The sequence below is a fragment of the Marinomonas atlantica genome (assembly GCF_001639725.1).
In the GTDB taxonomy this organism is placed as follows: Bacteria; Pseudomonadota; Gammaproteobacteria; order Pseudomonadales; family Marinomonadaceae; genus Marinomonas; species Marinomonas atlantica.
Genome location: NZ_LTAW01000001.1, coordinates 190,525 through 217,375, shown reverse-complemented (window position 1 = coordinate 217,375; position 26,851 = coordinate 190,525). Strand labels below are relative to the sequence as shown.

Annotated in this window: 32 protein-coding genes; 17 read left to right on the top strand and 15 right to left on the bottom strand. The window is 46.1% G+C overall.

Features of this window, described 5'->3' with window-relative positions:
* Positions 1-5: 5 nt before the first annotated feature.
* The 3 genes from AYW75_RS01040 (at position 6) to AYW75_RS01030 (ending at position 2,988) form a co-directional block, all read left to right on the top strand.
* Positions 6-1,256, top strand: a complete 1,251-nt coding sequence (locus AYW75_RS01040) for a pyridoxal-phosphate-dependent aminotransferase family protein (protein ID WP_067094122.1) — start codon at positions 6-8, stop codon at positions 1,254-1,256.
* Positions 1,253-2,479: an allantoate amidohydrolase gene (locus tag AYW75_RS01035; protein ID WP_067094119.1), complete on the top strand. Its 1,227-nt coding sequence runs from the start codon at positions 1,253-1,255 to the stop codon at positions 2,477-2,479. Before AYW75_RS01040 ends, AYW75_RS01035 begins: the two co-directional genes overlap by 4 nt.
* A 143-nt stretch (positions 2,480-2,622) precedes the next feature.
* The gene (locus AYW75_RS01030; RefSeq protein ID WP_067094116.1) at positions 2,623-2,988 is read left to right on the top strand and encodes an AraC family ligand binding domain-containing protein; all 366 of its coding nucleotides are present in this window, start codon (positions 2,623-2,625) and stop codon (positions 2,986-2,988) included.
* 55 nt (positions 2,989-3,043) lie between these two features.
* On the opposite strand, the gene AYW75_RS01025 is transcribed toward AYW75_RS01030, so the two are convergent.
* Positions 3,044-3,328 carry an addiction module antidote protein gene (locus AYW75_RS01025; protein WP_067034916.1) on the bottom strand — a complete coding sequence of 95 codons (285 nt, stop codon included), beginning with the start codon at positions 3,326-3,328 and terminating at the stop codon, positions 3,044-3,046.
* Positions 3,325-3,630: a type II toxin-antitoxin system RelE/ParE family toxin gene (locus AYW75_RS01020; protein ID WP_067094114.1), complete on the bottom strand. Its 306-nt coding sequence runs from the start codon at positions 3,628-3,630 to the stop codon at positions 3,325-3,327. Before AYW75_RS01020 ends, AYW75_RS01025 begins: the two co-directional genes overlap by 4 nt.
* A 177-nt stretch (positions 3,631-3,807) precedes the next feature.
* Between AYW75_RS01020 and mntA the strand changes: the two genes are divergently transcribed.
* The 3 genes from mntA to AYW75_RS01005 are packed head-to-tail and all read left to right on the top strand — an operon-like array spanning position 3,808 to position 4,930.
* Positions 3,808-4,200 (top strand): type VII toxin-antitoxin system MntA family adenylyltransferase antitoxin, encoded by a 393-nt coding sequence (gene mntA, locus AYW75_RS01015; RefSeq protein WP_231886119.1) that lies wholly within the window; start codon positions 3,808-3,810, stop codon positions 4,198-4,200.
* Positions 4,201-4,206: 6 nt separating this feature from the next.
* Positions 4,207-4,632 (top strand): type VII toxin-antitoxin system HepT family RNase toxin, encoded by a 426-nt coding sequence (hepT, locus tag AYW75_RS01010; protein ID WP_067094110.1) that lies wholly within the window; start codon positions 4,207-4,209, stop codon positions 4,630-4,632.
* Between the two features lie 46 nt (positions 4,633-4,678).
* Positions 4,679-4,930, top strand: a complete 252-nt coding sequence (locus AYW75_RS01005; RefSeq protein ID WP_067094107.1) for a hypothetical protein — start codon at positions 4,679-4,681, stop codon at positions 4,928-4,930.
* 24 nt (positions 4,931-4,954) lie between these two features.
* On the opposite strand, the gene AYW75_RS01000 is transcribed toward AYW75_RS01005, so the two are convergent.
* Positions 4,955-6,634 carry a hypothetical protein gene (locus tag AYW75_RS01000; protein ID WP_067094104.1) on the bottom strand — a complete coding sequence of 560 codons (1,680 nt, stop codon included), beginning with the start codon at positions 6,632-6,634 and terminating at the stop codon, positions 4,955-4,957.
* 326 nt (positions 6,635-6,960) lie between these two features.
* On the opposite strand from AYW75_RS01000, the gene AYW75_RS00995 reads away from it, so the two are divergent.
* Positions 6,961-7,998: an NAD(P)H-dependent flavin oxidoreductase gene (locus tag AYW75_RS00995; protein WP_067094101.1), complete on the top strand. Its 1,038-nt coding sequence runs from the start codon at positions 6,961-6,963 to the stop codon at positions 7,996-7,998.
* Positions 7,999-8,166: 168 nt separating this feature from the next.
* Here AYW75_RS00995 and AYW75_RS18725 read toward each other — a convergent pair whose 3' ends face one another.
* Positions 8,167-8,763, bottom strand: coding sequence for a CGNR zinc finger domain-containing protein (locus tag AYW75_RS18725; protein ID WP_197478872.1), 597 nt, complete (start codon positions 8,761-8,763; stop codon positions 8,167-8,169).
* Positions 8,764-8,874: 111 nt separating this feature from the next.
* On the opposite strand from AYW75_RS18725, the gene AYW75_RS00985 reads away from it, so the two are divergent.
* The 6 genes from AYW75_RS00985 (at position 8,875) to AYW75_RS00965 (ending at position 12,120) form a co-directional block, all read left to right on the top strand.
* On the top strand, positions 8,875-9,678 hold the full coding sequence (locus tag AYW75_RS00985) for an alpha/beta fold hydrolase (RefSeq protein ID WP_067094096.1): 804 nt from the start codon (positions 8,875-8,877) through the stop codon (positions 9,676-9,678).
* A 122-nt stretch (positions 9,679-9,800) separates the two neighbouring features.
* Positions 9,801-10,283 carry a YehS family protein gene (locus AYW75_RS00980; protein WP_067095011.1) on the top strand — a complete coding sequence of 161 codons (483 nt, stop codon included), beginning with the start codon at positions 9,801-9,803 and terminating at the stop codon, positions 10,281-10,283.
* Positions 10,284-10,387: 104 nt separating this feature from the next.
* Positions 10,388-10,597, top strand: a complete 210-nt coding sequence (locus AYW75_RS00975; RefSeq protein ID WP_067034953.1) for a DUF4177 domain-containing protein — start codon at positions 10,388-10,390, stop codon at positions 10,595-10,597.
* A gap of 9 nt (positions 10,598-10,606) precedes the next feature.
* Positions 10,607-10,837, top strand: coding sequence for a membrane protein insertion efficiency factor YidD (yidD, locus tag AYW75_RS18580; protein ID WP_082856330.1), 231 nt, complete (start codon positions 10,607-10,609; stop codon positions 10,835-10,837).
* A gap of 8 nt (positions 10,838-10,845) precedes the next feature.
* Entirely contained in the window at positions 10,846-11,244 is a 399-nt protein-coding gene (locus tag AYW75_RS00970; protein ID WP_067094093.1) for a TM2 domain-containing protein, read from the top strand.
* An 18-nt stretch (positions 11,245-11,262) separates the two neighbouring features.
* Positions 11,263-12,120, top strand: a complete 858-nt coding sequence (locus AYW75_RS00965; protein WP_231886118.1) for a DMT family transporter — start codon at positions 11,263-11,265, stop codon at positions 12,118-12,120.
* A 3-nt stretch (positions 12,121-12,123) separates the two neighbouring features.
* Here AYW75_RS00965 and AYW75_RS00960 read toward each other — a convergent pair whose 3' ends face one another.
* Together AYW75_RS00960 and AYW75_RS00955 are read right to left on the bottom strand one after the other, a co-directional pair.
* The gene (locus AYW75_RS00960) at positions 12,124-12,750 is read right to left on the bottom strand and encodes a methyltransferase family protein (protein WP_067094091.1); all 627 of its coding nucleotides are present in this window, start codon (positions 12,748-12,750) and stop codon (positions 12,124-12,126) included.
* An 18-nt stretch (positions 12,751-12,768) separates the two neighbouring features.
* A complete protein-coding gene (locus AYW75_RS00955) occupies positions 12,769-13,119 on the bottom strand; it encodes a DUF2834 domain-containing protein (RefSeq protein ID WP_067094088.1) in 351 nt (116 codons plus the stop codon).
* A 173-nt stretch (positions 13,120-13,292) separates the two neighbouring features.
* On the opposite strand from AYW75_RS00955, the gene AYW75_RS00950 reads away from it, so the two are divergent.
* Positions 13,293-14,285: an NADP-dependent oxidoreductase gene (locus AYW75_RS00950; protein ID WP_067094086.1), complete on the top strand. Its 993-nt coding sequence runs from the start codon at positions 13,293-13,295 to the stop codon at positions 14,283-14,285.
* Positions 14,286-14,509: 224 nt separating this feature from the next.
* Positions 14,510-15,106 carry a hypothetical protein gene (locus AYW75_RS00945; protein ID WP_067094084.1) on the top strand — a complete coding sequence of 199 codons (597 nt, stop codon included), beginning with the start codon at positions 14,510-14,512 and terminating at the stop codon, positions 15,104-15,106.
* Positions 15,107-15,170: 64 nt separating this feature from the next.
* Here the strand turns inward: AYW75_RS00945 and puuE are convergent, their stop codons facing one another.
* Genes puuE through AYW75_RS00930 form a run of 3 tightly spaced genes read right to left on the bottom strand, consistent with a single transcriptional unit; the run spans position 15,171 to position 17,522 of the window.
* On the bottom strand, positions 15,171-16,100 hold the full coding sequence (puuE, locus tag AYW75_RS00940) for an allantoinase PuuE (protein WP_067094081.1): 930 nt from the start codon (positions 16,098-16,100) through the stop codon (positions 15,171-15,173).
* Between the two features lie 16 nt (positions 16,101-16,116).
* Positions 16,117-16,848, bottom strand: a complete 732-nt coding sequence (locus AYW75_RS00935) for an aspartate/glutamate racemase family protein (protein ID WP_067094078.1) — start codon at positions 16,846-16,848, stop codon at positions 16,117-16,119.
* A gap of 11 nt (positions 16,849-16,859) precedes the next feature.
* Positions 16,860-17,522, bottom strand: coding sequence for a GntR family transcriptional regulator (locus tag AYW75_RS00930; RefSeq protein ID WP_067094075.1), 663 nt, complete (start codon positions 17,520-17,522; stop codon positions 16,860-16,862).
* Between the two features lie 277 nt (positions 17,523-17,799).
* On the opposite strand from AYW75_RS00930, the gene AYW75_RS00925 reads away from it, so the two are divergent.
* Complete coding sequence (locus AYW75_RS00925; protein ID WP_082856329.1) at positions 17,800-19,239, top strand: NCS1 family nucleobase:cation symporter-1; 1,440 nt, start codon at positions 17,800-17,802, stop codon at positions 19,237-19,239.
* Positions 19,240-19,625: 386 nt separating this feature from the next.
* Here the strand turns inward: AYW75_RS00925 and cyoE are convergent, their stop codons facing one another.
* The 6 genes from cyoE to AYW75_RS00895 all read right to left on the bottom strand — a co-directional run bounded on the left by cyoE (position 19,626) and on the right by AYW75_RS00895 (position 24,989).
* Positions 19,626-20,561 carry a heme o synthase gene (gene cyoE, locus AYW75_RS00920; RefSeq protein WP_067094072.1) on the bottom strand — a complete coding sequence of 312 codons (936 nt, stop codon included), beginning with the start codon at positions 20,559-20,561 and terminating at the stop codon, positions 19,626-19,628.
* 12 nt (positions 20,562-20,573) lie between these two features.
* Positions 20,574-20,897 carry a cytochrome o ubiquinol oxidase subunit IV gene (gene cyoD, locus AYW75_RS00915; RefSeq protein ID WP_067094069.1) on the bottom strand — a complete coding sequence of 108 codons (324 nt, stop codon included), beginning with the start codon at positions 20,895-20,897 and terminating at the stop codon, positions 20,574-20,576.
* Positions 20,898-21,506, bottom strand: coding sequence for a cytochrome o ubiquinol oxidase subunit III (gene cyoC / locus AYW75_RS00910; RefSeq protein ID WP_067094066.1), 609 nt, complete (start codon positions 21,504-21,506; stop codon positions 20,898-20,900). It abuts the gene before it with no gap.
* Positions 21,507-21,508: 2 nt separating this feature from the next.
* Positions 21,509-23,485 (bottom strand): cytochrome o ubiquinol oxidase subunit I, encoded by a 1,977-nt coding sequence (cyoB, locus tag AYW75_RS00905; protein ID WP_067094063.1) that lies wholly within the window; start codon positions 23,483-23,485, stop codon positions 21,509-21,511.
* On the bottom strand, positions 23,485-24,447 hold the full coding sequence (gene cyoA, locus AYW75_RS00900; protein ID WP_067034993.1) for a ubiquinol oxidase subunit II: 963 nt from the start codon (positions 24,445-24,447) through the stop codon (positions 23,485-23,487). The genes cyoB and cyoA overlap by 1 nt, the downstream gene beginning before the upstream one ends.
* Before the next feature lie 158 nt (positions 24,448-24,605).
* On the bottom strand, positions 24,606-24,989 hold the full coding sequence (locus tag AYW75_RS00895) for a hypothetical protein (protein WP_067094060.1): 384 nt from the start codon (positions 24,987-24,989) through the stop codon (positions 24,606-24,608).
* 298 nt (positions 24,990-25,287) lie between these two features.
* On the opposite strand from AYW75_RS00895, the gene AYW75_RS00890 reads away from it, so the two are divergent.
* A complete protein-coding gene (locus AYW75_RS00890; protein ID WP_067094057.1) occupies positions 25,288-26,829 on the top strand; it encodes an ABC transporter substrate-binding protein in 1,542 nt (513 codons plus the stop codon).
* Positions 26,830-26,851 lie beyond the last annotated feature (22 nt).

The following is a 26,851-nucleotide window of genomic DNA, read 5'->3' as shown; positions in this document are numbered from 1 at the left end:
ACCTCATGCAACCTCTACAATTTCCACCCCGTTTGCTGATGGGCCCCGGCCCTATTAATTGCTACCCAAGTGTTCTGCAAGCCATGTCAACGCAGCTTGTCGGGCAATACGATCCAACCATGACTGGCTACATGAATGAGGTCATGGCGTTGTATCGCCAAGTATTCAATACACAAAACGAACAAACGTTCCTAATCGATGGCACCTCTCGTGCAGGCATCGAAGCCTCTTTGGTATCGGTGCTTGAGCCAAACGATAAAGTACTTGTGCCGATTTTTGGCCGCTTTGGTCACCTGCTAACGGAAATTGCAGAGCGCGCAGGTGCCGACGTGCACACCATTGAAGTGCCTTGGGGCGAGGTCTTTGACCCGCAACAAATTGAAGAGGCAATTAAACGAGTGCAACCCAAAGTCTTAGCGATCGTGCAAGGTGATACTTCAACCACCATGTTACAACCGTTGAGCGAGCTAGGAGGTATTTGTCGAGCACACGATGTGCTGCTGTATACCGATGCCACTGCATCCATTGGCGGCAACCCGTTTGATATGGACGCTTGGCAGATCGATGCTGTCTCCGTGGGCTTGCAAAAATGCCTTGGTGGTCCATCTGGCAGTGCGCCAGTCAGTTTCAACGATCGCTTTGCATCGGTTGTGCGTCAGCGCCACCACGTCGAAGCAGGCATTCGAGATGCCCACCACGAGGACGCAAAAGGTTCACGGATTCGTTCCAACTACTTTGACCTTGGCATGATCATGGATTACTGGGGGGAAGAGCGTCTAAACCATCACACCGAAGCGGCGACGATGTTATTTGGTTCGCGTCAGTGTGCTGTTGAGCTGCTTCGGGAAGGACAAGATACGGTTATTGCTCGCCATCAGCTTGCAGGCAATGCCATGCTGCAAGGTATTCAAGCCATGGGGTTACAGCCTTATGGCGACTTGAACAACAAGATGAGCAACGTGGTCGGTGTGTCTATTCCAGACAACGTAGATGGTGAGAAAGTCCGTCACGACTTGCTGAACATTTTTAATATCGAGATTGGCACCAGTTTCGGTCCACTAAAAGGCAAGGTTTGGCGTATCGGCACGATGGGTTATAACGCTCGCCAAGATGCTGTGCTTCATACCCTGCAATCATTGGAAACGGTTCTACGTGGACAAGGTCTTGGCTTGCCTAATGGTGCAGGTGTCGATACGGCACTAGCTGTTTATAACACCGCTCAAAATAGTGCGGTAACAGAGAAGGCTACGTCATGATCGACTTCCAGACGCTCGGCCAAACCGTCATGGCACGTTTAGAAACACTTGGCAAAATAAGTCAGTCACCCGACTATTTGGACCGCCGCTATTTATCTGAGCAGCACAAGAGAGCCAATCAACTGATAGATAAATGGATGACTGCCGCTGGCATGCGTTCTTGGCAAGATCAAGCCGGTAATATTTGGGGCCGCTTTGAAGCAGAGCAGAGCGATGCACCCCGCTATATCATGGGGAGCCATCTCGACACTGTGCCAAATGGCGGTAAGTACGATGGCATGTTGGGGGTGGTCGCTCCTATCACATTGATCGAAGCTCTCCATGTGGAAGGCATTCGTTTGCCCTTTCACTTGGATATCGTTGGTTTTGGCGATGAAGAAGGTACGCGCTTTGGCTCCACGTTATTGGGCAGCCGCGCATTAACGGGTCAATGGCCAGCAAGCTGGGCCGACCTGCAAGACGAAGACGGCATAAGCCTTACCCAAGCGTTAGAACACTTTGGTTTGAACTTCGATAACGTTTCTGAAGCGACTATTCCAACTGAAAATCTAAAGGGCTACCTTGAGATACATATTGAACAAGGCCCCGTGTTAGAGCAGAGAAACCTGTCTGTCGGCGTCGTCAGTGCGATTGCCGCCGCCAAACGTTTTGAGATTACCGTTACGGGCATGGCAGGTCATGCTGGCACCGTACCTATGCCCATGCGTCTGGATACCTTGGCAGCCAGTAGCGAAATGATTTTAGCCATAGAAAGCGTTGCTAAAGAGCATGGCGTGGTCGCCACCGTTGGCCAGATCAGCAATAGGCCTAACGGCGTCAATGTGATCTCGGGAAAAACCGTATTTTCACTTGATGTTCGCAGTGCGCAAGATTTTCAGCGTGATGATGCCATTGCCGATATTATGGATCGCTTAGATAACATTGCGGCAAAACGTAATTTGGCGTTAGAGCATAGACCGACCCACAGTGCACACGCTGTGCAATGTGACGACGAGCTGCAAAGCGTGCTATGCAATGCTATCGCAGCACAGGATATCGGTGTGCATACATTGTTTTCTGGGGCTGGACACGATGCGGTAGCCATGGCCGATATCTGCCCTGTTGCTATGCTGTTTGTGCGTTGTGAAAAAGGGATCAGCCATCACCCGGCAGAAGCCATCACAACCGAAGATGTGAGTGCGACCTTGGCGGTACTAAACCATACGTTGCAGAGTTTGAAATAACGAACAAGCTTCCATGCGCTTGAGCGTCTTCTTGATGCAACCATCCATGCAATTCAATTGGCTTGCCAATTAGATAAAGGGGGCAGATCCCTTTTGTGCATGGAGTCTTACCAATGAGATCTTTCTACTTTAGGGAATATCCAATGCAATTTACTCGAATTTATAATGATGATCAGGGCAAGAGCCATTTTGGTGACGTGAACATCGATGTCCGTGACGGTGGGCCAATTGGTATGCTGTCTGAGCGTTTTGATGCAGGGCAGATGATTTTCCGTGAAACGCCCGCGGACTACGACTTTAAATGGCATCCAGCGCCGCAGCGTCAGTTGTTGTTTATCATCAAAGGTCGTTGTGAGTTTAAAGTCTCGGACGGCGAAACCCGCCAATTTGCAGGCGGTGATGTACTGCTACTTGAAGATACTGAAGGCGAAGGCCATTGCTCAAAGGCCCTGAACAATGAAATCCGCCACTCAATCTTTGTCACACTTCCAGAAGGAACTGTGTTTTAACCCCTTCTTCAGCCTTATCCCTGTACGACCTGACTCTGTCAGAGACATGGCTTTGCTAACCTACAATTTTTAGCTCTAAGCCAAGAGCTTTTAACACTTTCAAGATCGTATCAAATTGCGGCCGCGAGCCTGATCGCAATGCCTTGTATAAGCTTTCTCGTCCAAGGCCACTTTCTTTAGCTATTTGGGTCATGCCTCGCGCTTTAGCGATATGGCCAATCGCTGCGATTAACTCCTCGGTATCACCTTCTTCCAGCACCATCGACAAGTATGCCGCGATATCCGCGTCATCGCGCAGTTGCTCAGCCATATCAAAGCTTTTCAATGCTGCACTGCTCATGGTCGTACCTCGTTTAAATTGATCGCTATTTGCTTAGCTCTTGCTATATCTCGACTTTGAGAAGACTTATCACCGCCAGCAAGCATGATGATTATGGTGTCGCCCTGCTGAACGTAGTACATACGCCATCCTGCCCCGAAGTGCTCACGCATTTCAAACACACCTTCACCAACTGACTTCACATCACCCAACGCTCCACGCGAAGCCTTCTCTAAACGTCGAGCAAGACGTAAACGGGTGATATTGTCTTTCAAGCCATTGAGCCAAACATCAAATTCATCCGTGAGTTTAATGTTGTACATAATTTATATTCGTATCCAAGTGAATACAGAATAGTTGATTATTTACGCTCGTGCAACTTGAACATATATAGTCACTCCATAGATACTAGACAAGAGGATGCCACACTTTCAGTATCAAATACCTTGCGGTTGATGTATGACCTACCCATCGCCAAAGAACTAAAGGAAATACTCTGTTTGAATCACGATATCACTAACAAGCTAATTACTTTAGCCTCTGAAGCTAATAATATCTCGGCGCTATGGCTCTATGGCTCACGTGCGAAAGGCAATCATCGTCCCGATAGCGATTACGACTTAGCTGTGTTGTTTAATGATTGGGTTGAAGACCCTTTGGATCGCCGTCTGCGACCTGAGTTGCTGGCAATGGATTGGGCAAAAGCGCTTGGCAGGGAAGAGGAAATGCTAAGTATTGTAGATATTCAGAATGCGCCGATTCCGTTAGCGATGAATATCATCTCTGGAAAATTACTTTATTGTGGTGATGAGGGTGCGCGCTTAAGTGTTGAAGGGATCATTATGTCAAAAGCTGAGTTAGACTATCAGTATCATTTGAAGCACTTTGGATAATAGCTGATGCCTGATTCTTATTACCTTTCTGCGATTCGTTCCAACGCCAAGACCTATCAATCAGAGTTAAACGAGTTACATAAGATTTTATCCGAGCGTAACTTATCAACGTTTGAATACCGTGCTGCAGAGCGCTCTCTGCAAGTCAGTATCGAAGCAGCCATTGGCGTCGCAAAGCATTGGGCAAAGTCGCTCGCGGGCAGCAGTCCAAGCGAAGCCTATCAAGCCTTTGAAGTGATCTCACAGCACCAGCGCCTAACATTGGATCAGCTCACAAACTGGCGCAAAGTCATTGGTTTGCGTAATGCGTTAGTGCATGACTATTTAAACATCGATCCTAATATTGTCCGCTCAATCATTGCTCAGGGCTATTATGCGCAAGTGTTCGATTTTATAAATGTTGGAACGGCGGCTTTAGAATCTATACAGTAAGTGCTTACCCCCCCCCCCACTTTCACTAATGTATTTGAGTATTAACATGGATAGAAGCGTAATTATGAAAGCCTCGCTGGTAATAGCCGGAAGCTTATGTACAGGGCTAGCGTCAGCCGATGTGATATTCTCCTGTGATACGAAAAACGGTAAACAGGTCTTGGTTGAAGACGCTGGTGAACATATTAAGTACGCATTTGGCCGTGACTTAAACAGTCCTGAGTTGTCTCTCTCCGTCCCTCGCGAAGCGGCTTCCACATGGCAATGGAAGGGGATCGGCCTTAAGGATGACCAGTAGCGTCTATTACTAAAATTCCAACATCTACAATTGCTTAGATCTCAAGCTTTCCAATAACCAATCCACTACTGGCTCGGCGATTTTTTCCGCACGGTCATAGCCCATCCATTGGTTGTAGTCGATCATGGTGAGGTTTTCTTGTTCACCAAGAACCCAAGACCAGTCGATATGGTTGGCGATGTCGTCCATGTTGTCTTCGACAAAGGTTTTCAGGGAATAACTGGCATCGTGGATCTCACCATTTGCCATGGTGCCTAGCGGTAAATTAAAGCGAAAGTTATGCAGCACAGTGTCTAAATCGAGGGCGCTGTCACCACCTGTGATTCGAAAGAGTTGCGACTCAAGACGGTCACGACGTTCGACCGCTTCATCCATAACTTTCTGTCGGTAGTCTTCACCTTGTTGCTGGAAAAACGCTAGACCTGGATGGCTATTGGACTCACGTAGTAAGCGACTATTAGTACCGACTTCCCAAGGCTCTAAGCCAAATTTGTTATAAACGATTTGGTCGAGTAATTGGCTATTCTCACCTTTCTTCAACCATTCTCCCACTGTCTTGGGGGAGTCTTCGAATTGCTGTTGCTGGGTTTGCACCGCATTGATCAATCCACCAAATTTGTTTGTTAAGTCTCGAATTTTGTCTGCATCTGGGTGTAAGTTGTCACCAGGCAGCATCGCTGGGTCTTTACCTGCGGCAAGGTTATCCAAGATTTCCTGGAGCGACATGCTAGGTTCGATACTTTGCATTTGCGCTTGGATATTCGCGGACACTGTTGAGTAGATATTACTGTATTTGGCAAGTTGGCTTTGCTGCTCTTGTTGCATCATACCGGTGGCAAGAGCTCTTTTCATGGAACCCGCATTCCCCATCATCAAGGCCATTTCAATGGATCGTTTGGTATAATCTTCATGTACAGGAAGAGAGAATACTATGCCATCTAAGATAGAAATGCCTGTTTTAGAACCAATATCATTCAGCTCACTCGGTAATACTTGCTGGGCCTCTTTTCCATCTTGAATATTGAAGTGATAGCTTTCTTTTAAGGCATCACTGCGTTCCCTTACCCCATTGAAGCCACTGTAGCGATGCTTTTCGACCATTGCATCCAACTGTGCTGGGCGTTCAATTTGTTTGTCGTTAAGCCACTCAGACAGATGCTGTGGAAAGGTTTTTAGTGCTTCGTATTGCTGCTCAACGTCGGAGATGTTGGCTTGCTGTGCTTGCCAGAATGATTGAATCTGTTCGGCATGCTCCACACTCGAGCCATCGGCGTTCAATGTCGGCGCTCGTCCAGCTGCTGCGTTATCCAATAATTGGTCCAAATCAGCTTCAACACCCTCTTGATTGCCCAAATGTGCTTGCAAGGCATCCGATACAGTGTGAAAACTGGAAAGATAATCAGCGGCTATTTGGCGCTTCTCTGCCGTCATTTGTGTCAAGTAACTGGCTGCTTGCTGGCCGAATTCACCATCCTCCATCATTGCCCACCACTGAGTATTGGTACGCTCACTCCAGAACCTGAGCATATCTTGCTGCACGATAGGCTCGTCGTAGCTTGTTCGATTCTGGGTTACTTGCAACGCCCCAGAGTTTTCGCCAATCAAGCCCTCTGATCGAAGTTCATTAAACTCTCGTACCGTCGCAGTTTGTAGGCTCATTCGTCCCACGAGGTCAGGATTCAATTTCAATGATGTCACACTCATACAAACTCCTTTTGATAATCAGACATAACGGGCGAAAGGGCTAATATGGCAAGTTTACGCCGCCGATTTCCTCTACCCCGTTGATCAAATCTGCAAAAATGCCGTTTTGTAAGCAGATTCAGTATTTTTGTAGAGACTTTCGCAAAGTCTATGCCAGTCTTCTAAAAGAAAGATGCCGTGTTTTCATGGCGATGATTAGAAAACCCGCTGTCTTCACTGTAGATACAACTGATGTGTGCAATATTGAATATCATGCAACGCGTATTTGGTAACGTCATATTTCAATGTTAGCCTGATACTATGAACAATGGATTTGCGAGGGCATCATGACGATTCAGGAACTTCTGGGCATTAAACTCCCCATCATCCAAGCACCCATGGCGGGTGTGCAAGATCATGAACTAGCGGCGGCGGTTTCTAATGCTGGCGGTCTTGGGTCTTTACCTTGCGCTATGTTAGATGTCGAAGCACTCGAACATGAATTGACGGCTCTGACCCTTAGAACAGACAAACCTTATAGCGTTAATTTCTTTTGCCATCGCCCCCCAGAGCCTGACAGTGCCATAGAAGGCGGTTGGCGTGCCGCCTTGCTACCTTATTTTGAAGAATTCGGCCTCGACCTTTCTACAATCAATTCAGAGGGAGGCCGTACACCATTTAATGAACACTTTGCCAAGGTACTAGAACACTTTAAGCCGCCAGTAGTGAGTTTTCATTTTGGGTTACCTTCTCCCTCGCTCATTGCGCAAATTCGCGCCTGGGGAGGCAAAGTTTTATCCACTGCGACCACGGTTGAAGAAGCACTCTGGCTTGAAAAGCACGGTGTCGACGCCATCATAGCTCAAGGCTTAGAAGCTGGTGGGCATCGCGGTTTTTTCCTATCCCATGACATAAGCACACAAATGGGCACCTTTGCACTGTTGCCTCAAATAGCACAGGCCGTATCGATTCCCGTGATTGCTGCAGGGGGCATTGCTGATGCAAAAGGGGTTCAAGCAGCAATGAGCTTAGGAGCCGCGGGTGTGCAAGTAGGTACTGCGTATTTGTTATGTGACGAAGCGAAAACAACGCCTATTCACCGAGAAGCACTGCAAAGTAATGCGGCTCGCGTCACCGCTTTGACCAATTTATTCAGTGGTGGCGCTGCACGAGGTATCGTCAATCGTGCCATGACAGAGTTGGGGCCAATGAGCCAGAAAACACCAACTTTCCCATTGGCTGGCGCAGCCATCACGCCGCTTCGAGTGGCTGCTGAAAAACAAGGCTCGGGGGATTTTTCTCCGCTTTGGGCAGGGCAAAATGTCAGTGGCTGTGACGCCATCTCCGCCGCTGCTATGACGCATAAACTAACCCAATATACGTGAAATATAAGGTTGGATAACGGCCACGGTAGCGTAGTGATTCGGGATCGAAACACTACGCTACCCATCTCCTTTAAAAGCACGGTCAACTTCCACCAATACACCGGTTTCACTGCCAATATCCACAAGTGTCACTTCAAAGTGAATTTACAAGATGTAGAGCAGATTGCTCTAGCCTTCTTCACGTGCTCGGTTTCTGAAAGAGGCTAGCTTCGCTCGATTACCACAGGTACTCATATCGCACCAGCGTCGTCCACGCCCACGACCTTTATCTAAAAACAGCCAACTGCAGCGACCGCACTCTTTTAACTTTTTAAGTTCTTGCGAGCGAAGCAATTGTTCGAACGAAAATAAAAAAGCATCTTCTATCCATAGCTTCTGAGCCATGTCTGGTTGCCATTGATACCCTTCAGGCGCTGCTGATAACGAAGCTCTCCCGATTGCCTCTTTAATTTTTGACTCAAGTTCAAGCAGTGGTTTATTTGGTTGAAAGCCATTCATCGCAATGTCAGATAAAACGGCATATTCTTTTTCTCTTAACTTATGAATAACCTTTAGCAATTGTTCTTGCTCGGCGCTGCTGACTATTTGATGAAATGCTTTTATCTGTACATCGGTAAACATACCCGATGCACTTACCCATTCTAGAAAGTGCTCCCACTGGGCAATACTGCTACATCCTCTATCTTTGTCTTGATCGACAACCGTATTGATAAAATCCAATGTAGGATGCCCACCTAAGAACGAGAAGCTATTTTGTTTAATCACTGCCCACCCCATTAAGTAACCTTTTATTTAATTATATAGGTTGCACGGAAGATATAGAACATGTAACCCTATTAATAAAATTAACGGTTACAAACCAAAGGGGATATTAGGATGCTTTCATTAAACTCTCGGTTTAAATATAAAGGTCAATCTGTTGCTTGGGGCTGCTTGGGTAAAGGTAAGCCTATGGTATTGATCCATGGGACACCGTTTTCTTCACAAGTGTGGCGGAAGATTGCGCCGTTATTGGGTCAACACTACAAGGTCTATTTCTTTGATTTATTGGGTTATGGTCAGTCAGAGAAAAGGGAAGAGCAAAATGTTTCTCTAGGTGTTCAGAATAATTTGCTAACAGCGCTTCTAGAGTTTTGGGGATTAGATCAACCTGAGCTTGTCTGTCATGATTTCGGAGGGGCGACAGCATTACGAGCTCATTTTCTCAATGGCATTCAATTTAGCCGCCTCACCTTGATCGACCCTGTGGCTATAGCGCCTTGGGGCTCTCCGTTTGTGCAGCACGTTCGTCAATATGAGAAGGCCTTCACTGACTTACCCGCATACGCACACGATGCGCTGTTGAAAGCATACCTACAAGGTGCAGCGTTTACTAAATTGAGTGATGCGACGCTGGGAATTCATATGGCACCTTGGCAAGGTGAAGCGGGACAAGCGGCGTTCTATCGCCAAATCTCACAGATGGACCAACAGTATACCGATGAAATTGAAGGGTTATATAGCGTTTGTAGCAATCCAGTACAAATACTGTGGGGAGAACAGGATGAATGGATACCATTAGCACAAGGACAGAAGTTGGCAGAGCGACTCACTGCAGGCAAACTCGTTCGAGTTCCAGAGTCGGGCCACTTGATGCAAGAAGATGCTCCCGAAGCCATCGTAGCAGCTCTATTAACATAAAATGGTCGATCCACTCTCAATTTTAGACGTTCAGCTATAGCCCAACGCGACAGTCTGTTACCATGCGTATTCACCAGCAATCATCTGGATTAGGCTGGGCTTATCGACTACTGGAATCTATTTTGACCAACAATGATATTTTGCGTCGCGTACGCTACACCTTCGATTTTAAAGACAGCACTATGGTGGAAATCTTCGCTTTAGCGCAAGTAACGGTAACAGAAGAGCAAGTAGCGGCTTGGTTAAAAAAAGATGATGTAGAAGGATTTGAACCAATCGAAGATGTCGAACTGGCGTCTTTCTTAAACGGTTTAATTATCTTAAAGCGTGGCCCACGCGAAGGCGAACAGCCAGTACCAGAGACACGTTTAAACAATAACATCGTACTGCAAAAGCTACGTATCGCGATGAATTTCAAAGCAGAAGACATGCTGGAAATGATGCGTTTAGCAGAATTTAATCTCAGTAAACATGAGCTCAGTGCATTTTTCCGTAAACCGGACAACCGCCATTATCGTGAATGTAAAGATCAGATTTTGCGTTACTTTTTACTTGGGTTACAACTTCACGTTCGCTCTTCAAAAAATAACGCGACTGGCGATTAATCCTCTATGGCTTGCTCACGCAAGCCTGTTTTTAGTTGCAAATACCATACATAGTTAACAAACTGACTGTATTATCCCAGCACCTCAAATTGGAGAGCTTAGCAATGTATAAGGAATACAAAGTCGAAATCGTAACCGAAGGCGGATGTGGCACACTGCTTTTAGGATCCTCTGGTTTACCAATCAAACGTCTTGAATCGAGACTTAATGAAGCGGCTTCTGAAGGCTGGCAAATGGTCTTCCAAGTCATTGAACAAAAGCGCTTTTGGCTGTTCTGGACACGTGAAACGGTTATTCTAACCTTAGGTCGTTAATCCTATATCATGGCTTGGTTACAGCGATTTATACTTCATCACATCGACCGCTATCAGCAGAAAGGCGGCGGCACACAACAGTTTGGTGTATCGTGTAACTTTACACCGACGTGCTCTGAATACGCTCGCCAAGCCATTTTAAAATACGGCTCAATAATCGGTTGTTACATGGCTATCAAGCGTCTCAGACGATGCAATGAGCGCGATCGTGTTGATAGAATTCACGACCCAGTCGATTAAGGTGATCAATGTTTGAAGCTTGGTATTTACGCTCTGAAAACGTGACTGAGCAAGAAGAAACGCTTCGGTTAGCGCTACGCAATTTATCCGATGAACAACGCAGCCTCTTTTACAAGCAGTACGCGACTCAAATTAAAGACCCAGATACCTATGCTGCACTCAATTGGTTTTTTGTCTCTGGCCTACATAACTTTTATCTAAAAGAATGGCTAGCAGGCATATTAGACCTGATGCTTATGCTGATTGGGTGTATTCTATTATTCTTCATTATGCCGCTTGGCGTAGCACTACTGATCTTAGTGAGTGTCATTGAACTGCCCGCTTTGTTCCGCAGTCAAATTATAGTAGCCGATTACAACAACAAACTGGGTTGGCGCTTACTCAAGCCACTACAAAACATGCCATAGCATCGATTAGGAACCAATGTGTCGACTCACTCTATTGTTAAAGTTGGACTGCTAACGGCCTTGGCTTTGATCGCATTTGCGGCTAATTCGGTTCTGACGCGTATGGCTCTGGCCGAGCCATTAATTGACGCAGGCAGCTTCACCAGCATTCGCTTACTGTCGGGCAGCGCCATTCTTATGCTGATTTTATGGCTTCGACAAAAACACCCTGCCACCAAGCAAACAAACGGCAGTTGGTTTGCCAGTATTATGTTGTTTCTTTATGCAACGGGGTTTTCCTACGCATATCTGCTGCTTGAGACAGGAACTGGCGCACTGATTTTATTTGGTATGGTGCAAATCACCATGGTGGCCATGTCCTTGTTGAAAGGACACGTCTTACACAAATTAGAATGGCTGGGAATCGGAGTTTCCTTTCTAGGGTTTGTCTATTTGGTATGGCCTGAAGTCTCTACGCCGTCAGTATCCGGTGTGCTGCTGATGTCTATCGCAGGTGCAGCTTGGGGGTTATACACATTACTTGGCAGAGGCTCTAGTGACCCATTAGCGGACACCGCTTACAACTTTCTACGCTGCATACCATTCGTCATCGTTTTGATGCTAGCTAGTTGGTCGACGCTTTCACTTGATTATCAAGGTGTGCTCTATGCCATTCTCTCTGGCGCGGTTGCTTCAGGACTAGGTTATACCGTTTGGTATCTTGTTTTATCTCATTTGAGCGCTACACAAGCCGGTGTTTTACAGCTGCTGGTACCAGTGATTGCTGCCTTTGGTGGCGTATTATTTGTCGCAGAGCCTATTAGCTTACGACTGCTATTATCAGCATTGTGCATTTTAGGTGGGATATTGATGGTGATATTAGCCAAGCGCGTCTAAATCTTACAGCCAACGAGGCACTTGCGCTTGATAAACAGGGTATTCTTTAGGGAAAAGCTGAGCTAGATGGCGCTCTTCTTCTCGGGTTTGACGTAAAATGGTTGTGACGCCAATCGCAAAGCACAGCACTGAAAACCAAGATGGTAGCGCCAGCATAAACCCAAACTGAGACACCAGCACCCCGATATAGATGGGGTTGCGACTGACGCGATACACACCTTGCGTCACCAATTTCGTCGGCCCAGTTTGATTAATTCCAGAGGTCCACTGCTTGCCTAATGCAAAGTGCGTCAAAATCGTCCAAGCAAAGCCAAACGTAAGCAGAATATCGCCTAACAGCAGACTCAATGATGACGATATGGCAGGAAAAATACCAAGATAGCTATCAGTGCTTGGGAAAAGCCAGCGCACGACACACACCATCCAAATAGTCACACGAAACACATCAAATATTTTATGATGCCACCAGTTAGGCGACAAAAATGGTCCGTGATAAACACGCTCCGTACCGGTAGAACGCTTTAGGGTAATAATCCGAACAGTATAAAACACTGCTACGACAGTGTAGAAAATAGCCAAGTAGGCTCTTGTAAACTCTTGGATCACATCAGGGGAGGTAAAAATATTCACGAACGAATCTAGGGCCCATTAATTATTGGATGAAGTACTAAGGTCGAGTTCAGGGTTTATTGTTTCACTTAAGTGTCGCTCTCGTAAATACAAGAACAGAGGCAATCCTAGCGAAACACCGACTATGCACGTTGCCAAAATAGGCAACCAAAGCCTAGACATACTCAAACGGCGCCCTTCAGCCACCACAAAACCCACTAACACCAGCGCCGACACCACTACGTCCAACCATGCAAAAGCACTGAGTGGATGAGAAAGACCTTGCCATATTAGAGGTAGATCAAAGCCAAACGTCGTGATCCAAGGTAAAAAGCTGCTAAACGGTAACGCCGTGCCTAAGACGCACATCCATAAATAAAATCGCGTCATACAGTGATCCCTCACGCCAAACGATTATTTTTTATTTCTATGGAGTAAGAATAAACGCCGGCCAATTATTAAACAACTATGGAAAGGGCCATCATTTTAGCGCCAAATACTTAACCTATTGGACAAATAAGTCTAGTCTCACTTACATACTTTTTAAATTTGGAATGAGACTTATGAATTATCAAGCCATTAAGCTGGTTAAACGACCAACCGAAGCCATCACACCTGATCTGTTCGAGACCACTAGCCAAGCGCTTCCAACATTAAAAGACGGCGAACTATTAGTAAAACTAACTCATCTTTCATTGGACCCTGCCATGCGTGGTTGGATGAGCGCCGACGAAAACAGTTACATTCCGCCGGTTCAACTGGGGGATACCATGCGCGCTAGCGGCATAGGCTTTGTTGAGCAGTCGAACAATGAACAGTTCCCAGTGGGTACACGTGTTATGGGCCTTATGGGGTTAACAGAATATGCGGTCAGCGATGGTAGTGGCCTTAACAAACTTCCCGCCGAACTTCCTGCCGAAGCTGTACTAAGTGTCATTGCACTTCCCGGCATCACCGCCTACCACGGGCTTTTTGAAGTGCTCAAACCGGAATCAGGTCAAACCATTGCCATTACCGCAGCAGCTGGATCCGTTGGCTCATTAGTCGGACAAATGGCAAAAAACAAAGGCCTAACAGTCATTGGTGTTGCCGGTTCGCAGGAAAAATGCGCTTGGCTAAAAGATGAGTTGAACTTTGATCATGCTCTGAATTATAAAGACGCCGATTTTGCAGACCAACTCAATGCAGCGGCCACAGATGGCATTGATCTATTCTTTGAAAATACCGGTGGCATTGCTCAACAGCCTATTTTTGAGGCGATGAACCCTCATGGTCGCATTGCCGTGTGTGGCATGATCGCTGAATACAATAAGACGGAGGCTTCGCCAGGACCAAGCTGGGTGGGTATTATTAAGCGCCGTTTGACTATTCAAGGTTTTACAATGCCTGATCATTGGCACCGTATCCCAGAATACGGTCAAGCGCTTGGTGCGATGCTAAGTAAGGGCGAACTCACCTATCGAGCGCATGTATTAAACGGTCTAGACCAAGCCCCTGACGGTATTAACTTATTATTCCGTGGAGAGAATAGAGGTAAATTGATCGTTGAGATCTAGTTTTGTAGACGGCCAAATGAAGCATATAGTCGTTTCAATTTGGCCGTTTTCTACATCAATTGATCTGACTATTCGATGCGTCTGATCGATAAATAGCATTCTTTATACGTATTTTCGTATTAGAAAAACTTAACATAGTATTCTGATTTACTTACAATGCTGCCACAGTGTATTAATTACTTAAAAGAACCAATGACGGTTAATTAATCATCAGGGAGCATTAGATGAAAGTCTCGTCTTTATTTACTACAAGCCTGTCCGCCTTTTCTATAATAACCTTAAGCGCTTGTTCTATCGTCAATAATTCTATTGATGCAGAATCAACAGCGACCTTACGCCCACATTTTTCTAGCTCGTTAGAACAAACCCAATGGCTTAAAGAAGAGTACCAAGAGTACTTAGAAAAGAAGGGGAATAAAGCCTTCGCCGTTTATTGGGATAAACAGGGTATTCCGCGAGCGTCAGGTTTTGGCGATGACAAACTGTCTATTGAAATAGCCCGTCGAGAGGCTTTAAGACTGTGCCATGCCTATACTCAAAACCAAGACACGGGTTGTCGTTTAGAAGACGAAGCCACAACCGATAGAGCGCCCTTAAACCAAAATAACTACCCTAAAGAAGTGATCGCTTACCGCGATGCGGCCCACTGGGATAAATATCAAGCCACCTCAGGCCACAAAGCCATTGCTGGCAATTTATCAGGCATCCAAGGAGGTGCCCAAGCAGGCACTCAAACTGAAGCGGAAGAGCAAGCGCTTCTAGAGTGCCATGAAAACACGCACTTCTCGATGCCCACTTGCTACCTTATTGATTCTCACTAACCACTAAAATGACCGCATCCTTTGAAGCTGGAAATAGGCGTTAAGCAACTCTTATTTTCAGCACTTAAGGCGCCGGATGATGCTCCATCCAGTGATTGGCAATATCACTTCTTCGGGCAATCCATACCCCATCATGAGACTGCACATAATCCAGAAATTTCTTTAATGCCATAAAACGCGCAGGCTTACCCAACGTGCGAGAGTGCATACCAATCGACATCATTTTCGGCGCTGTTTCACCTTCGGCATACAAACAATCAAAGCTGTCTTTTAGGTACTGGAAAAACTCCTCACCATGACTGAATCCATAGGGCGAAGCAAAGCGCATATCATTACAGTCTAACGTGTAGGGAATGATCAAATGAGGCTTGGTTTTGGTCTTGTCTTCATGGTGCGGTACTTCCACCCAATACGGTAGATCGTCGCCATAATTATCTGAATCGTATTGTAACTGAGACTGTTCGGCTACTAAGGTTCGTGTATTGGGTGAGTCTCGTCCAGTGTACCAGCCCATGGGCATCACACCCGTCACTTCTTGAATCATTTGCAGCGCCTCTTGCATGTGCTGGCGCTCTTCTTCGATGGACATTTCTTGATAATGAATCCACTTTAAACCATGGCAAACAATCTCATGACCACCTTCGACAAAGGCCTTTGCAACCTCTGGATTACGCTTCAACGCGGTGGCAATAGCAAATACAGACAACGGTAATCCACGTTTTTCAAACTCATTCAGGATACGCCAAACACCATTGCGAGAGCCGTATTCATAGAGCGATTCCATGCTCATATGACGATCCTTAAAGGGCTGCGCACCGAAGATCTCAGACAAAAAGGTTTCTGCATGCTCATCGCCGTGTAACACACAATTTTCACCGCCTTCCTCGAAGTTCAGTACAAATTGCAACGCAATACGGGCTTTGTTTGGCCATTCCACTTTAGGTACGTTCACTCGACCGTAACCTGCATAGTCTCGTTCTAAATAATTCTTCATTCCTATAGCCTTATTACTAACGATTCCAATGTTCATAGCGGCCAATAAAAGGTTTATTTACTGGCACACCATACTGCCCCACTTTGGAGGTTTTAATACCTAATTGGTGCAAAGACTCTGCCAGCTTTACCGCTGCGGCGACGCCATCGATAATAGGGACTGGAAGGTCGCTACTAAGTCGCTCAACCAACGCTGACATGCCAGCACAGCCCAATACGATGGCTTCCGCGCCGTCGTACTCAATCGCTGCCTGACATTCATCTCGCAATTGGTAATAGGCTCTTGGTTCAATATGCTCTAGTGCTAATACCGGAATTTCTGTCGCTCGCACACCGCTGCATAGGTGTTTGTATCCATACTTTTGTAGAAGGTGCTCACTGGCAGGTACAGTTCGAGATAAAGTAGTCACTACCGCAAACTTATGGCCGATCATACTGGCTAATTTAAAAGCGGCTTCAGCAATCCCAATGACTGGCACATCCGCTAATTCGCGAGCAGCGTCTAACGCAGGGTCACCAAAACAGGCGATGATATGGGCATCGACACCTAAGTGTTTACCCTGTTGCACTTGATCCAGCATGGCTGCGCCTGCAATGACTTCGTCAAACGCACACTCGATACTCTTTGGTCCATGCTCAGGTGTACTGGCGATAATGTCGGTACCAGACAATGCGATGATACGTGCGCTGTCAGCCATTACGTCAGTCATGCTGGTGCTGGTATTAGGGTTAATAATCTGAATTCGCATGGCACTTCCTGCTATGAAAACAAGCGCTGAAAATCGATGTTCTGTTCTTCTTGTCCTTCCAACACTAGCGACTTTTTAATGGACTGTAGGTGGTGCTTCATCCACGCTTGCGCCTTCTTCGTTTGCCCTTCATCAAGCAACGTTAATAGCTGACTGTGGTCTCCACAATCACAGCTAACACTGCTACGGGTACCATAAGCGGCAATTACCAAGGAGGAGCGATAACATAACTGCTCTACAAAAGTTGCCAACACGCTGTTGCCAGCCAGCTGAGCTAACTCATAATGAAAACGGGCTGTTGCTTGAATCGAGCTAGCCATCTCACCTACCTGCTCAGCTTCATGCTCTTCTTCGACTAAATCTCTAAAGCGCTCAGATTGCTCAGCATTCCAGTGGCTCTGTACACCTTCAATCAGCTGCGGCTCTATTAAGATTCGACTGTCTAATACTTCTAAAGCTTCATCTTCGCTCGGATGATTCACTTGAGCCCCTTTATTACGGGCAATCACCACAAAATGTTCCAGCGCAAGACGTTGTAATACTTTACGAATACCCGTTCGGCTGACACCAAAAGCTTCCGAAAGGCGATCTTCGGGTAGCCTTGCCCCAGGTGGCAACTGATGCTCAACAATTGCTTTTAATATCTTTTGATAGATTTTTTCGTCGTTCGACATAAATTTAATCTCTCATAATCGTATACACTTAGTGCGTGTAATTTGTATACATACATCCACAATATAGCATGACAAGAAAAGCTACACACCTATAAATTGCGACATACACAGTATGCACAAAAAAAGAACACCTCAATTAAAAAACGCCTTATATCAGTGCTTTAAAGTTTCTCAATACTGCTAATTATTTCTTTAAACTCCTGTAGATAAAGACATTTATGTTTTTGGCACGAGGATTGTATTAATTATTGTATACAATTAAAACGGAATAATTAGCATGCATCATAAACTACCAGTGAGCCCAAGACTCAGTAACAAAGATCTCAAGCCAGACACCGATCAAAAATGGGGTTGGTATTCTATCTTCGCTTTTTGGATGTCGGATGTTCATAGTGTCGGTGGATACGTTTTTGCTGCCAGCTTGTTTGCATTAGGTTTAAATGGTATTCAAGTTTTTATCTGCTTGCTTATAGGGATTTCAATCGTATTGGTGTTTGCGAACCTAATGGGCAAACCCGGACAAAAAGCAGGTGCGCCTTTTCCTGTTATCGCTCGCATGGCCTTCGGCGTATTCGGGGCGAATGTACCTGCGGTGATTCGTGGCTTAATTGCCGTAGTTTGGTACGGCATTCAAACCTTCTTAGCCTCGAGCTCATTCATTATCTTGTTGTTGTATTTCTTCCCAAGCATGGCGACCTTAGCAGAAGACAGCTTTCTAGGATTGTCATACCTTGGCTGGATTGGCTTCACAGCTATGTGGATCCTTCAAGGTATTGTGTTTATGTTCGGCATGGAAATGATTCGTAAAGTTATCGACTGGTCTGGTCCTGCAATTTATGTGGCGATGTTTGCCTTGTGCATCTACATGATTAACCTAGCGGGCTGGGAAAACATTAGTTTCACCCTCGGCGAAGCCAACTTGTCTGGCACAGACGCGATTATGCAAATGATCATTGCCATCGCATTAGTCGCTGGGTACTTTGCCGGCCCAACTCTTAACTTCAGTGACTTCTCTCGTTACTGCGGTAGCTACAAACAATTGAAGTTTGGTAATCTTTTAGGCCTGCCATTTAATTTCATTTTATTCTCCGTGTTCAGTGTGGTGATTGTGTCAGCCTCCATTCCAGTGTTTGGTGAAATGATCACAGACCCAGTCGAGACGGTTCGTCGCTTAGATTCAGGCATGATCACGATACTGGGTGCGATGACGTTTATCTTCGCGACCGTCGGCATCAATATCGTTGCTAACTTTGTTGCACCAGCATTCGACTTTTCTAACGTCTCACCTCAAAAAATTAGCTTTAAAGCCGGTGGCTTTATCGCGGCATTTGGTTCGGTTTTATTGATGCCGTGGAACTTGTTTAATAACCCTGAAGTCATTCACTATACAGTCGATGTACTCGCCGCCATGATTGGCCCTTTATACGGCATCATTATTGTTGACTTTTTCTTCATTAAGAAAGGAAAGATCGATATTGATTCGCTGTATACCGAGTCAAATAAAGGTATTTACTGGTATGACAACGGTATCAATAAGAAAAGTATTTACGCGCTGGTGATTGCAGGTATCGTGGCGATTTTCTGTAGCTTCGTTTTCACTGCTTTAGCAAACTACGCTTTGTTTATCGGTGGCTTCACGGCAGCGTTCTTATACCGCTACCTAATGGAACCTGAACGCATTGCTTTACACGGACTCGACCTTGCGAAACAGAACTAGTCCATCACTGTAGACAAGCTTCCCTAAAGCCTGTTTGCTTTTAAAAAGCCTGCTAGTACATTTGCTAGCAGGCTTTTTTCGTTATTCTTTTAGTCAGATGTTTTCAGTGCCTACCGTTTGTTCTGCTACAGCACAGGAAAACACGCTTAAGCTAAAAGCAATGAGCGAAGTAAACTTCATACTATATTGGTCCATTTTTTAGCCTCAAAAAGTGATTCGCTAAAGCGCTGTAAGAAATGCCTCAACTAATTTACATTTGCTGCGCGGCAACTCACCTGCTCTTACATCAGCGCAAAACCAGAGGACCCACAAGGGTTTAACACAAACGAAAAACGCCCCGCTGGTTTGCCAGCGGGGCGTTTTAAAGTTCGTCAGACGAATCAGACTTAGTTCGATAGCATAACGAGATAGTCAGGGGCTACGTCACGAAAGTCTAACGACATGGTAATACTCAATGCCGTAACGGTAATGATGGAGAAGAAGAACACTTGGCGTGCCCAACGGTTCACATCAATGTCAGCACGGTAGCCTTTAAGGGCCATACCAAGCCACCAGAGACTGGTTGACGCGGCAACGGCCATAAAGCCAACACCTACGTAACCTGTCAAAGGTAGCAATGCTGATGCGACGGCAAACACAGCGATCCACAATACAATATGGTGTTTCGCTTTTTGAATGCCTTCGGCTACAGGTAGCACTGGAATACCAGCCGCTGCATAGTCTTTGTAGCGGAAGATGGCAATGGCATAAGAATGAGGCATTTGCCAAATACTAAACATCACCAATAAAATCGCCGCACCAGCATCGAATTGACCTGTCACCGCACAGTAACCCACCACAGGAGGGACTGCACCAGACAGACTACCAATTAGCGTGCCGTAAACCGAATTGCGTTTAAAGTACAGGCTGTACAAACCTACGTACACGAAGTAGCCGAATGCTGCAAAGAGCACGGCAACTTGATTCGTAAAATACGCAAGTAGTCCAAACCCAACCACGCCTAGTACCAGTCCGTGTGCTAACGCCGCTTTCAGCGACATTTCACCAGTAACTGTTACGCGGTTACGAGTACGTTGCATCTTGGCGTCAATGTCGCGGTCGATGCAGTTGTTGATTGCGCAACCAGAGGCTACGACCAGTGACAATCCAATGATTGTCACTAGCATAAGTAGCCAATCGATGTCTCCGCGAGCGGCGAGGAAGTACCCCCCCGCCACGGAGATCAAATTGCCCATAATAATGCCCGGCTTGGTTACTTTTACGTAACGGTCGAACACACTATGTTGTTCTGGTTTTTGCGACGATGAGATCCGCTTAAACATACGCTTCTTCGCCTAGTACATCATCATCAGAACGGATTCGTAGATAATCCATACGGATAGTGCTACGACCATAACAATAATGATGGCAGTAAAGATAAATGACAGAGTATCGATCTTGCCTTCTTTAGAGAAGTTTAGGTGCAAGAAGTACTTCAGATGCACAACGATCTGAACCACTGCTGTTACGACGATAATCGCGAACAAGGTGGCACGGTCGTATGCACTTGTCATTACTGCCCAGAATGGAATCACAGTCAGAATAACGGATAGTACGAAGCCGACTACGTACGAGCTTACGCTACCGTGAGAATGTGCATCGTGATCATGTTGACTCATTTACATAGCTCCCATTAGGTAGACGAAAGAGAATACACAGATCCAGATTACGTCTAGGAAGTGCCAGAACAAGCTTAGGCAGCCTAAGCGAGTTACCGTGCGGTCTTTTAGACCACGCTTGGCAATATCGATAAATAGAACCGTAATCCACAGTAGACCTGCCGTTACGTGCAAGCCGTGCAAACCTACTAGCGAGAAGAACGCTGTTAGGAAGGCACTTGAACTTGGACCGTTACCTGCGTGGATCAAGTGATTGAACTCGTACAGCTCGATGCCGATGAAGGCCAAGCCGAACAAGAATGTCACAAACAACCAAAACAGCGTGCCGCCTTTGTTGTTTTTGTACGCAGAGATCATCGCAAAGCCGAATGTAATCGAGCTTAACAATAGGGCAGCCGTACCGCCCGCGATCAAGTTCAGGTCAAAAATATCTTTACCAGATACACCGCCCGCAGTGTTCATAAACAACACTGCGTACGTTGCGAAGAAGGATGCAAACAGGATGCAGTCCGTCATCAGGTAAATCCAGAAACCTAACGTAGTATTACGTCCAGTATCGTGGTGTTCTTCATGGTGCGCATCGTGATGCGCTGCTGCATGAGTACTCATGATTACCCCTTAGCCACGTTATCAAGATGTTCATTTTCGATACGTGCCACTTCGTCTGGCTGTACGTAGTAATCAGTGTTACTAGCGTAAGCACGGCAGATGAAGGCAACGATCAGACCGATGAAGCTTGCACCAGCCAACCACCAGATGTGCCAGATCAAGGCGAAGCCCATAGCCGTAGCTAGAAGACCCATGATCGGACCAGCATTGGTATTGCTTGGCATATGGATAGGCTCGTAGCTCGCGTGGCGAGTGTACGCAGTACCTTTCTCTTTCATGTCAGTGAACGCATCCAAGTCTTCAACATGCGGAATTTTCGCGAAGTTGTAGAACTGTGGTGGAGACGCTAGAGACCATTCTAGAGTGTGGCCGTTCCATGGATCGCCAGTCTTATCAAGGTTCTTGTCTTTGTTCTTGAAGCCAAGGAACAATTGAAGAACGAATGCACCGATACCGATAGCGATAACGAACGCACCCACTGCTGCGATGTATAGCCAGATGTTCCAATCAGCATTGTCTGTGTGGTTTAGACGGCGAGTCATACCTAGGAAACCAAGCACGTAAAGCGGCATGAATGCTAGGAAGAAGCCAATGAACCAACACCAGAAAGACACCTTGCCCAGTTTTGGATCCAAGTGGAAGCCCATTGCTTTCGGGAACCAGAAAGCAAAGCCCGCTAGGTAACCAAACACTGCACCACCGATAATCGTGTTATGGAAGTGAGCGATTAGGAACAAAGAGTTATGCAATACGTAGTCCGCACCAGGGATAGCAAGCAATACACCTGTCATACCACCAATAGAGAAGGTGATCATGAAGCCCATTACCCAGTACATTGGCACAGTCATACGAATGCGACCTTTGTACATAGTGAATAGCCAGTTGAACAGCTTCACACCCGTCGGAATCGCGATGATCATCGTCATGATACCGAAGAAGGCGTTAACGTTCGCGCTCGCCCCCATGGTAAAGAAGTGATGCAGCCATACGATAAAGCCAAGGATCGAAATCGCACCGGATGCGTAAATCATTGACTTGTGACCGAATAATCGCTTACCCGAGAAAGTCGATACGATTTCCGAGAACATACCGAATGCTGGCAATACCAGGATATACACTTCAGGGTGACCCCATGCCCAGAACAAGTTGATATACATCATCGAGTTCCCGCCAAGGTCGTTAGTGAAGAAGTGGAAATCCAAGTAACGGTCAAGCGTCAACATTGCTAGCGCAGCCGTCAGGATCGGGAAAGACGCTACGATCAATACGTTGGCCCAAGTACAGGTCCAAGTAAAGATAGGCATATCCATCAACTTCATGCCAGGTGCACGCATCTTAAGTACAGTGACTAAGAAGTTCACACCCGTTAGAGTGGTACCGATACCGGATATCTGCAGTGCCCATATGTAGTAATCCACCCCGGTTCCCGGACTGAATTCGAGTCCTGACAATGGTGGGTAAGCTACCCAGCCTGTCATCGCGAATTCACCCAAGCCTAGCGAGATATTGACTAGCAACGCGCCCGAAACGGCCAACCAGAAAGACAGGTTATTCAGGAATGGGAACGCAACGTCACGCGCACCGATCTGTAGTGGCACGATAATGTTCATCAAACCAATCATAAATGGCATCGCCATAAAGATGATCATGATGACACCGTGTGCCGTAAAGATCTGGTCATAGTGGTCCGGTGGTAAATACCCTTCCGAACCATTGGTTGCCACAGCAAGCTGTGTACGCATCATAATGGCGTCCGCGAAACCACGAACCAGCATTACTAGCGCAAGAATGATGTACATGATACCCAAACGTTTGTGGTCGACAGACGTCAACCATTCACGCCATAGCCAGCCCCATTTCTTCGCCAACGTCATGAACACGAACAAAGCCGCGCCACCAATCGCTACGATAGCAAGGGTAACTAGGACAATTGGGTCATGAGGGATCGCGTCCCAAGACAATTTACCTAGAAGATTCATTAGTGAGAGGCCTCCTCAGCTTCATGGGTAGTGCTCTTTTGCTCACGTTGAGGAAGGATTACGCCCTCAGGAAGCTGTGCACCGTATTCAGGCTTACCGTAAAAATCGATGCGCCCCATATCGCCCATGTATTCCCAGATGATATCGAAGTACAAGCCATCTTTAACCGATGCAAAGTACTCGACTGGGTGGTATTCAGTCGGCTCAACAAGCTCTTCATAACGTTCAGTAGACAGTGTTTCACCGCTAGCTTTAACGCCTTCAACCCACTCTTGGAAGTCTTCACGCGTTGGTGTCGCGATCGCTTCGAATTTCATGCCTGTAAAGCCATGACCAGAGTAGTTTGCTGAAATACCCTTGAACGTACCCGGTTCATCTGCGATCAAATGAAGCTTCGTTTCCATGCCCGCCATAGAGTAGATTTGACTACCCAATTGTGGGATGAAGAATGAGTTCATTGTTCCGGCAGACGTGATTTTGAAGTTCACAGGAACATTCGCAGGGAACGCCAACTCATTTACCGTAGCGATACCAAGATCTGGGTAAATGAATAACCATTTCCAGTTAAGAGATACCACTTCAACAGTGATCGGCTCTTCTTCAGATTCGATAGGCTTGTACGGGTTCAACGCATGCGTTGATTTGTAAGTAATTACACCAAGTATCGCAATGATGATAATTGGAATAACCCATACCACGGTTTCAATTTTTGTGGAGTGTGACCATTTTGGCTCATATGCTTCACCACGACCTTCGCGATATTTCCATGCGAAGTAAAGAGTCATGAGAATCACCGGAACCACAACAAGCAGCATTAGGATCGTAGCTGTAATAATCAGCTCCTTCTCCATCACACCGATTTGTCCTTTCGGGTCAAGCACACCACCCTGACAACCAGCTAGTAGTGCTACTAGTGCTGCCAAAGCGACTTTACTTAAGTTACGAGTTAACAAGAGATTCATCCTCTAACCCAGATTGACGTAGGCTGACATCGAAACGATGACAGGATTTCAGACCGGCTCAGGCCGGTAACTTTTCCGCGTGGGAGTAATGCGTGCACTCAAAGAGTACGTGACTAACCGCAAACTCGGATGAGTCGTTAGTTAATCCGCAAAACTCCTTAAGCAGAAACGGGAGGTGCACGACAAGCAGATACCTTACGGTAGTTGGCTTGTCGAATAACCACCTGACGCGGTGGCTTTATGTTACGGCGGTTTCTTTCCGGCAACATAAATTGCCCACTTGGCATAAATAACCAGTAGACAAACACAAAGAGGCTGATCATGCCAAAGAAGGCATACAGGGAGATAAGCGGAAGGTCTTTAAAGACCGTGTGGAAAAAGTCACTTGGGTCGTAAGCGCCGCCAAGCGGGAAAATAATTAAATTCACCGCGACAATAGCTAAAACAAACGCATTCAAACGAGCCGCCCACTTCAGGGACTGAAGAGGCTGGCGTAGCTCGCCAAAATTGCTCATCATGTTGCTGGTTTGTTTATCATCCACTATTGGATACCTACGTTGTTGACTTGTGACAGAACAGAATTGATCATTATATAATCAATTTTGACTTAAATCAGAATTTCGACCGAAAATTGTACACATTAGTTCACAATCTCTCCACTCAAAATTTCAGAAAAAGCATTTCAACCAGCCTATTATTCATAAACACACTGGTTTTTTGTTATACGTTGCTTAAAGTACATTCGGAACATGAAAATCTTTCATGCTCATTAAAAGTCTAAAAGCTGCAAACAACCGTATATCGTTATTAACTTATATAGTTTGAGGTCTCGTTACTACCATGTCTTTTTCAAAAGCGGTATCCATGGCCTTTATGCTTTCGTTGCTTTTATGTGCCAATGCATCGATTAAAGCTGAGCCCACACCAACAAACACAGTTAATGTTAGCGCTAGTTTCGACTTTCAAAACCTCGAACTTTCTCGCTATGGCTATGTTTTTACCCGCATGCAAGTGGTCGAAACCTTACTTAACATTGATCATCAAGGGGGGTTATTGCCCAGCCTTGCAATCCGCTGGGAAATCCTAGATGAAGGCAAGCATTGGAGATTGTCACTGCGCGACGGAGTTGTTTTTCATAACGACAAACCTATGACTTCTCAAACTGTCGTAGAGGTTTTGAAGTATGCAGCGGAAAATGCCGGTGCATGGCAAAATGTTCCCATTAAAAGCATCCAGTCGGATGGCCATCAACAAGTAGATATTTTCCTCAATAGCCCCTATCAGCCACTAGGATCTATCTTAGCACACCATTCGAGTGGCATCATTGACTTGACGTCTTTTGACCGAGAAAACATTGATACGCAATTGATTGGTACAGGGCCATACGCCAGTTATGAAATTGATCCTCCGTACCGTCTGGTGGTTAAGAAGTTCGATGATTATTGGGGTAAAAAAGCAGCTATTCCCTATGCGCGCTATTTGACAGGGCTTCGCACCGAAGCCCGCATGCTGCAAGCTCGAAGCGGCAAATCCGACATTATTTTTGATTTAGACCCGATTATCATTGGAACACTGCAACGACAACCCACTCTCAATATCATGCGCTCCGAGCTGCCTCGCACCGTCGCGATTAAGCTCAATGCAGAGCACCCTTATTTGAAGGACATTAAGACACGCCAAGCCCTCAGTCTTGCCATCGACCGACAAGGTATTGCCATTGCAATACTGCGAACCCCCCAGTCCGCTTCAGCCCAATTACTACCGCCATCAATGGGCGACTGGTATTTAGCAGAAACATCAATGCAGCAAGATATGGCAAAAGCGAGCGAATTACTGACACAACAAGGCTGGACGAAAAACCGCGATGGTTGGCTCGAAAAAAACGAAGTGCGCTTTGAAATTGACATGTTGACCTACCCTATTCGTCCAGAACTGGCTGAGGTAGCGACTGTCATTCAAGATCAATGGAAACAACTCGGCATCAAGCTCAATATTGAAATTAAACATTACAGCGCCATCCCAATCGCTCATTCAAATGGTTCGCTTGAAACAGCCTTAATTTCACGTAATTACGGCATAATTGCCGACCCGCTAACGGTATTATTAGACGACTTCAGTACACTTCAAGGCAGCGACTGGGGCAGTATGAATTGGGCGAATACAAATGTACAAACACTACTTAAATCTCTGGTCACTGAGCTCGACCCTATCGTTTACAAACAAAAAGCTCAGCAGATTGCACAAGTAATCTATAACGAGAAGCCTGTAATACCAATCGCTTACTACGTACAACAAACGGCCGTAAGCAAGCGTTTGAATGGATTCCGTTTTGATCCATATGAACGAAGCTATTACTTAAATGAGTTAACGTGGGCGCAATAATTTCAGCACTCAGACTGCGTAC

What these genes read in the sequence shown, in the direction of transcription:
- AYW75_RS01040 (WP_067094122.1), top strand. Translation starts at nt 6, where the DNA reads ATGCAACCTCTACAATTTCCACCCCGTTTGCTGATGGGCCCCGGCCCT.
- AYW75_RS01035 (WP_067094119.1), top strand. Translation starts at nt 1,253, where the DNA reads ATGATCGACTTCCAGACGCTCGGCCAAACCGTCATGGCACGTTTAGAA.
- AYW75_RS01030 (WP_067094116.1), top strand. Translation starts at nt 2,623, where the DNA reads ATGCAATTTACTCGAATTTATAATGATGATCAGGGCAAGAGCCATTTT.
- AYW75_RS01025 (WP_067034916.1), bottom strand. Translation starts at nt 3,328, where the DNA reads ATGAGCAGTGCAGCATTGAAAAGCTTTGATATGGCTGAGCAACTGCGC.
- AYW75_RS01020 (WP_067094114.1), bottom strand. Translation starts at nt 3,630, where the DNA reads ATGTACAACATTAAACTCACGGATGAATTTGATGTTTGGCTCAATGGC.
- hepT (WP_067094110.1), top strand. Translation starts at nt 4,207, where the DNA reads ATGCCTGATTCTTATTACCTTTCTGCGATTCGTTCCAACGCCAAGACC.
- AYW75_RS01005 (WP_067094107.1), top strand. Translation starts at nt 4,679, where the DNA reads ATGGATAGAAGCGTAATTATGAAAGCCTCGCTGGTAATAGCCGGAAGC.
- AYW75_RS01000 (WP_067094104.1), bottom strand. Translation starts at nt 6,634, where the DNA reads ATGAGTGTGACATCATTGAAATTGAATCCTGACCTCGTGGGACGAATG.
- AYW75_RS00995 (WP_067094101.1), top strand. Translation starts at nt 6,961, where the DNA reads ATGACGATTCAGGAACTTCTGGGCATTAAACTCCCCATCATCCAAGCA.
- AYW75_RS00985 (WP_067094096.1), top strand. Translation starts at nt 8,875, where the DNA reads ATGCTTTCATTAAACTCTCGGTTTAAATATAAAGGTCAATCTGTTGCT.
- AYW75_RS00975 (WP_067034953.1), top strand. Translation starts at nt 10,388, where the DNA reads ATGTATAAGGAATACAAAGTCGAAATCGTAACCGAAGGCGGATGTGGC.
- yidD (WP_082856330.1), top strand. Translation starts at nt 10,607, where the DNA reads ATGGCTTGGTTACAGCGATTTATACTTCATCACATCGACCGCTATCAG.
- AYW75_RS00970 (WP_067094093.1), top strand. Translation starts at nt 10,846, where the DNA reads ATGTTTGAAGCTTGGTATTTACGCTCTGAAAACGTGACTGAGCAAGAA.
- AYW75_RS00955 (WP_067094088.1), bottom strand. Translation starts at nt 13,119, where the DNA reads ATGACGCGATTTTATTTATGGATGTGCGTCTTAGGCACGGCGTTACCG.
- AYW75_RS00950 (WP_067094086.1), top strand. Translation starts at nt 13,293, where the DNA reads ATGAATTATCAAGCCATTAAGCTGGTTAAACGACCAACCGAAGCCATC.
- AYW75_RS00945 (WP_067094084.1), top strand. Translation starts at nt 14,510, where the DNA reads ATGAAAGTCTCGTCTTTATTTACTACAAGCCTGTCCGCCTTTTCTATA.
- puuE (WP_067094081.1), bottom strand. Translation starts at nt 16,100, where the DNA reads ATGAAGAATTATTTAGAACGAGACTATGCAGGTTACGGTCGAGTGAAC.
- AYW75_RS00935 (WP_067094078.1), bottom strand. Translation starts at nt 16,848, where the DNA reads ATGCGAATTCAGATTATTAACCCTAATACCAGCACCAGCATGACTGAC.
- AYW75_RS00930 (WP_067094075.1), bottom strand. Translation starts at nt 17,522, where the DNA reads ATGTCGAACGACGAAAAAATCTATCAAAAGATATTAAAAGCAATTGTT.
- AYW75_RS00925 (WP_082856329.1), top strand. Translation starts at nt 17,800, where the DNA reads ATGCATCATAAACTACCAGTGAGCCCAAGACTCAGTAACAAAGATCTC.
- cyoE (WP_067094072.1), bottom strand. Translation starts at nt 20,561, where the DNA reads ATGTTTAAGCGGATCTCATCGTCGCAAAAACCAGAACAACATAGTGTG.
- cyoD (WP_067094069.1), bottom strand. Translation starts at nt 20,897, where the DNA reads ATGAGTCAACATGATCACGATGCACATTCTCACGGTAGCGTAAGCTCG.
- cyoC (WP_067094066.1), bottom strand. Translation starts at nt 21,506, where the DNA reads ATGAGTACTCATGCAGCAGCGCATCACGATGCGCACCATGAAGAACAC.
- cyoB (WP_067094063.1), bottom strand. Translation starts at nt 23,485, where the DNA reads ATGAATCTTCTAGGTAAATTGTCTTGGGACGCGATCCCTCATGACCCA.
- cyoA (WP_067034993.1), bottom strand. Translation starts at nt 24,447, where the DNA reads ATGAATCTCTTGTTAACTCGTAACTTAAGTAAAGTCGCTTTGGCAGCA.
- AYW75_RS00890 (WP_067094057.1), top strand. Translation starts at nt 25,288, where the DNA reads ATGTCTTTTTCAAAAGCGGTATCCATGGCCTTTATGCTTTCGTTGCTT.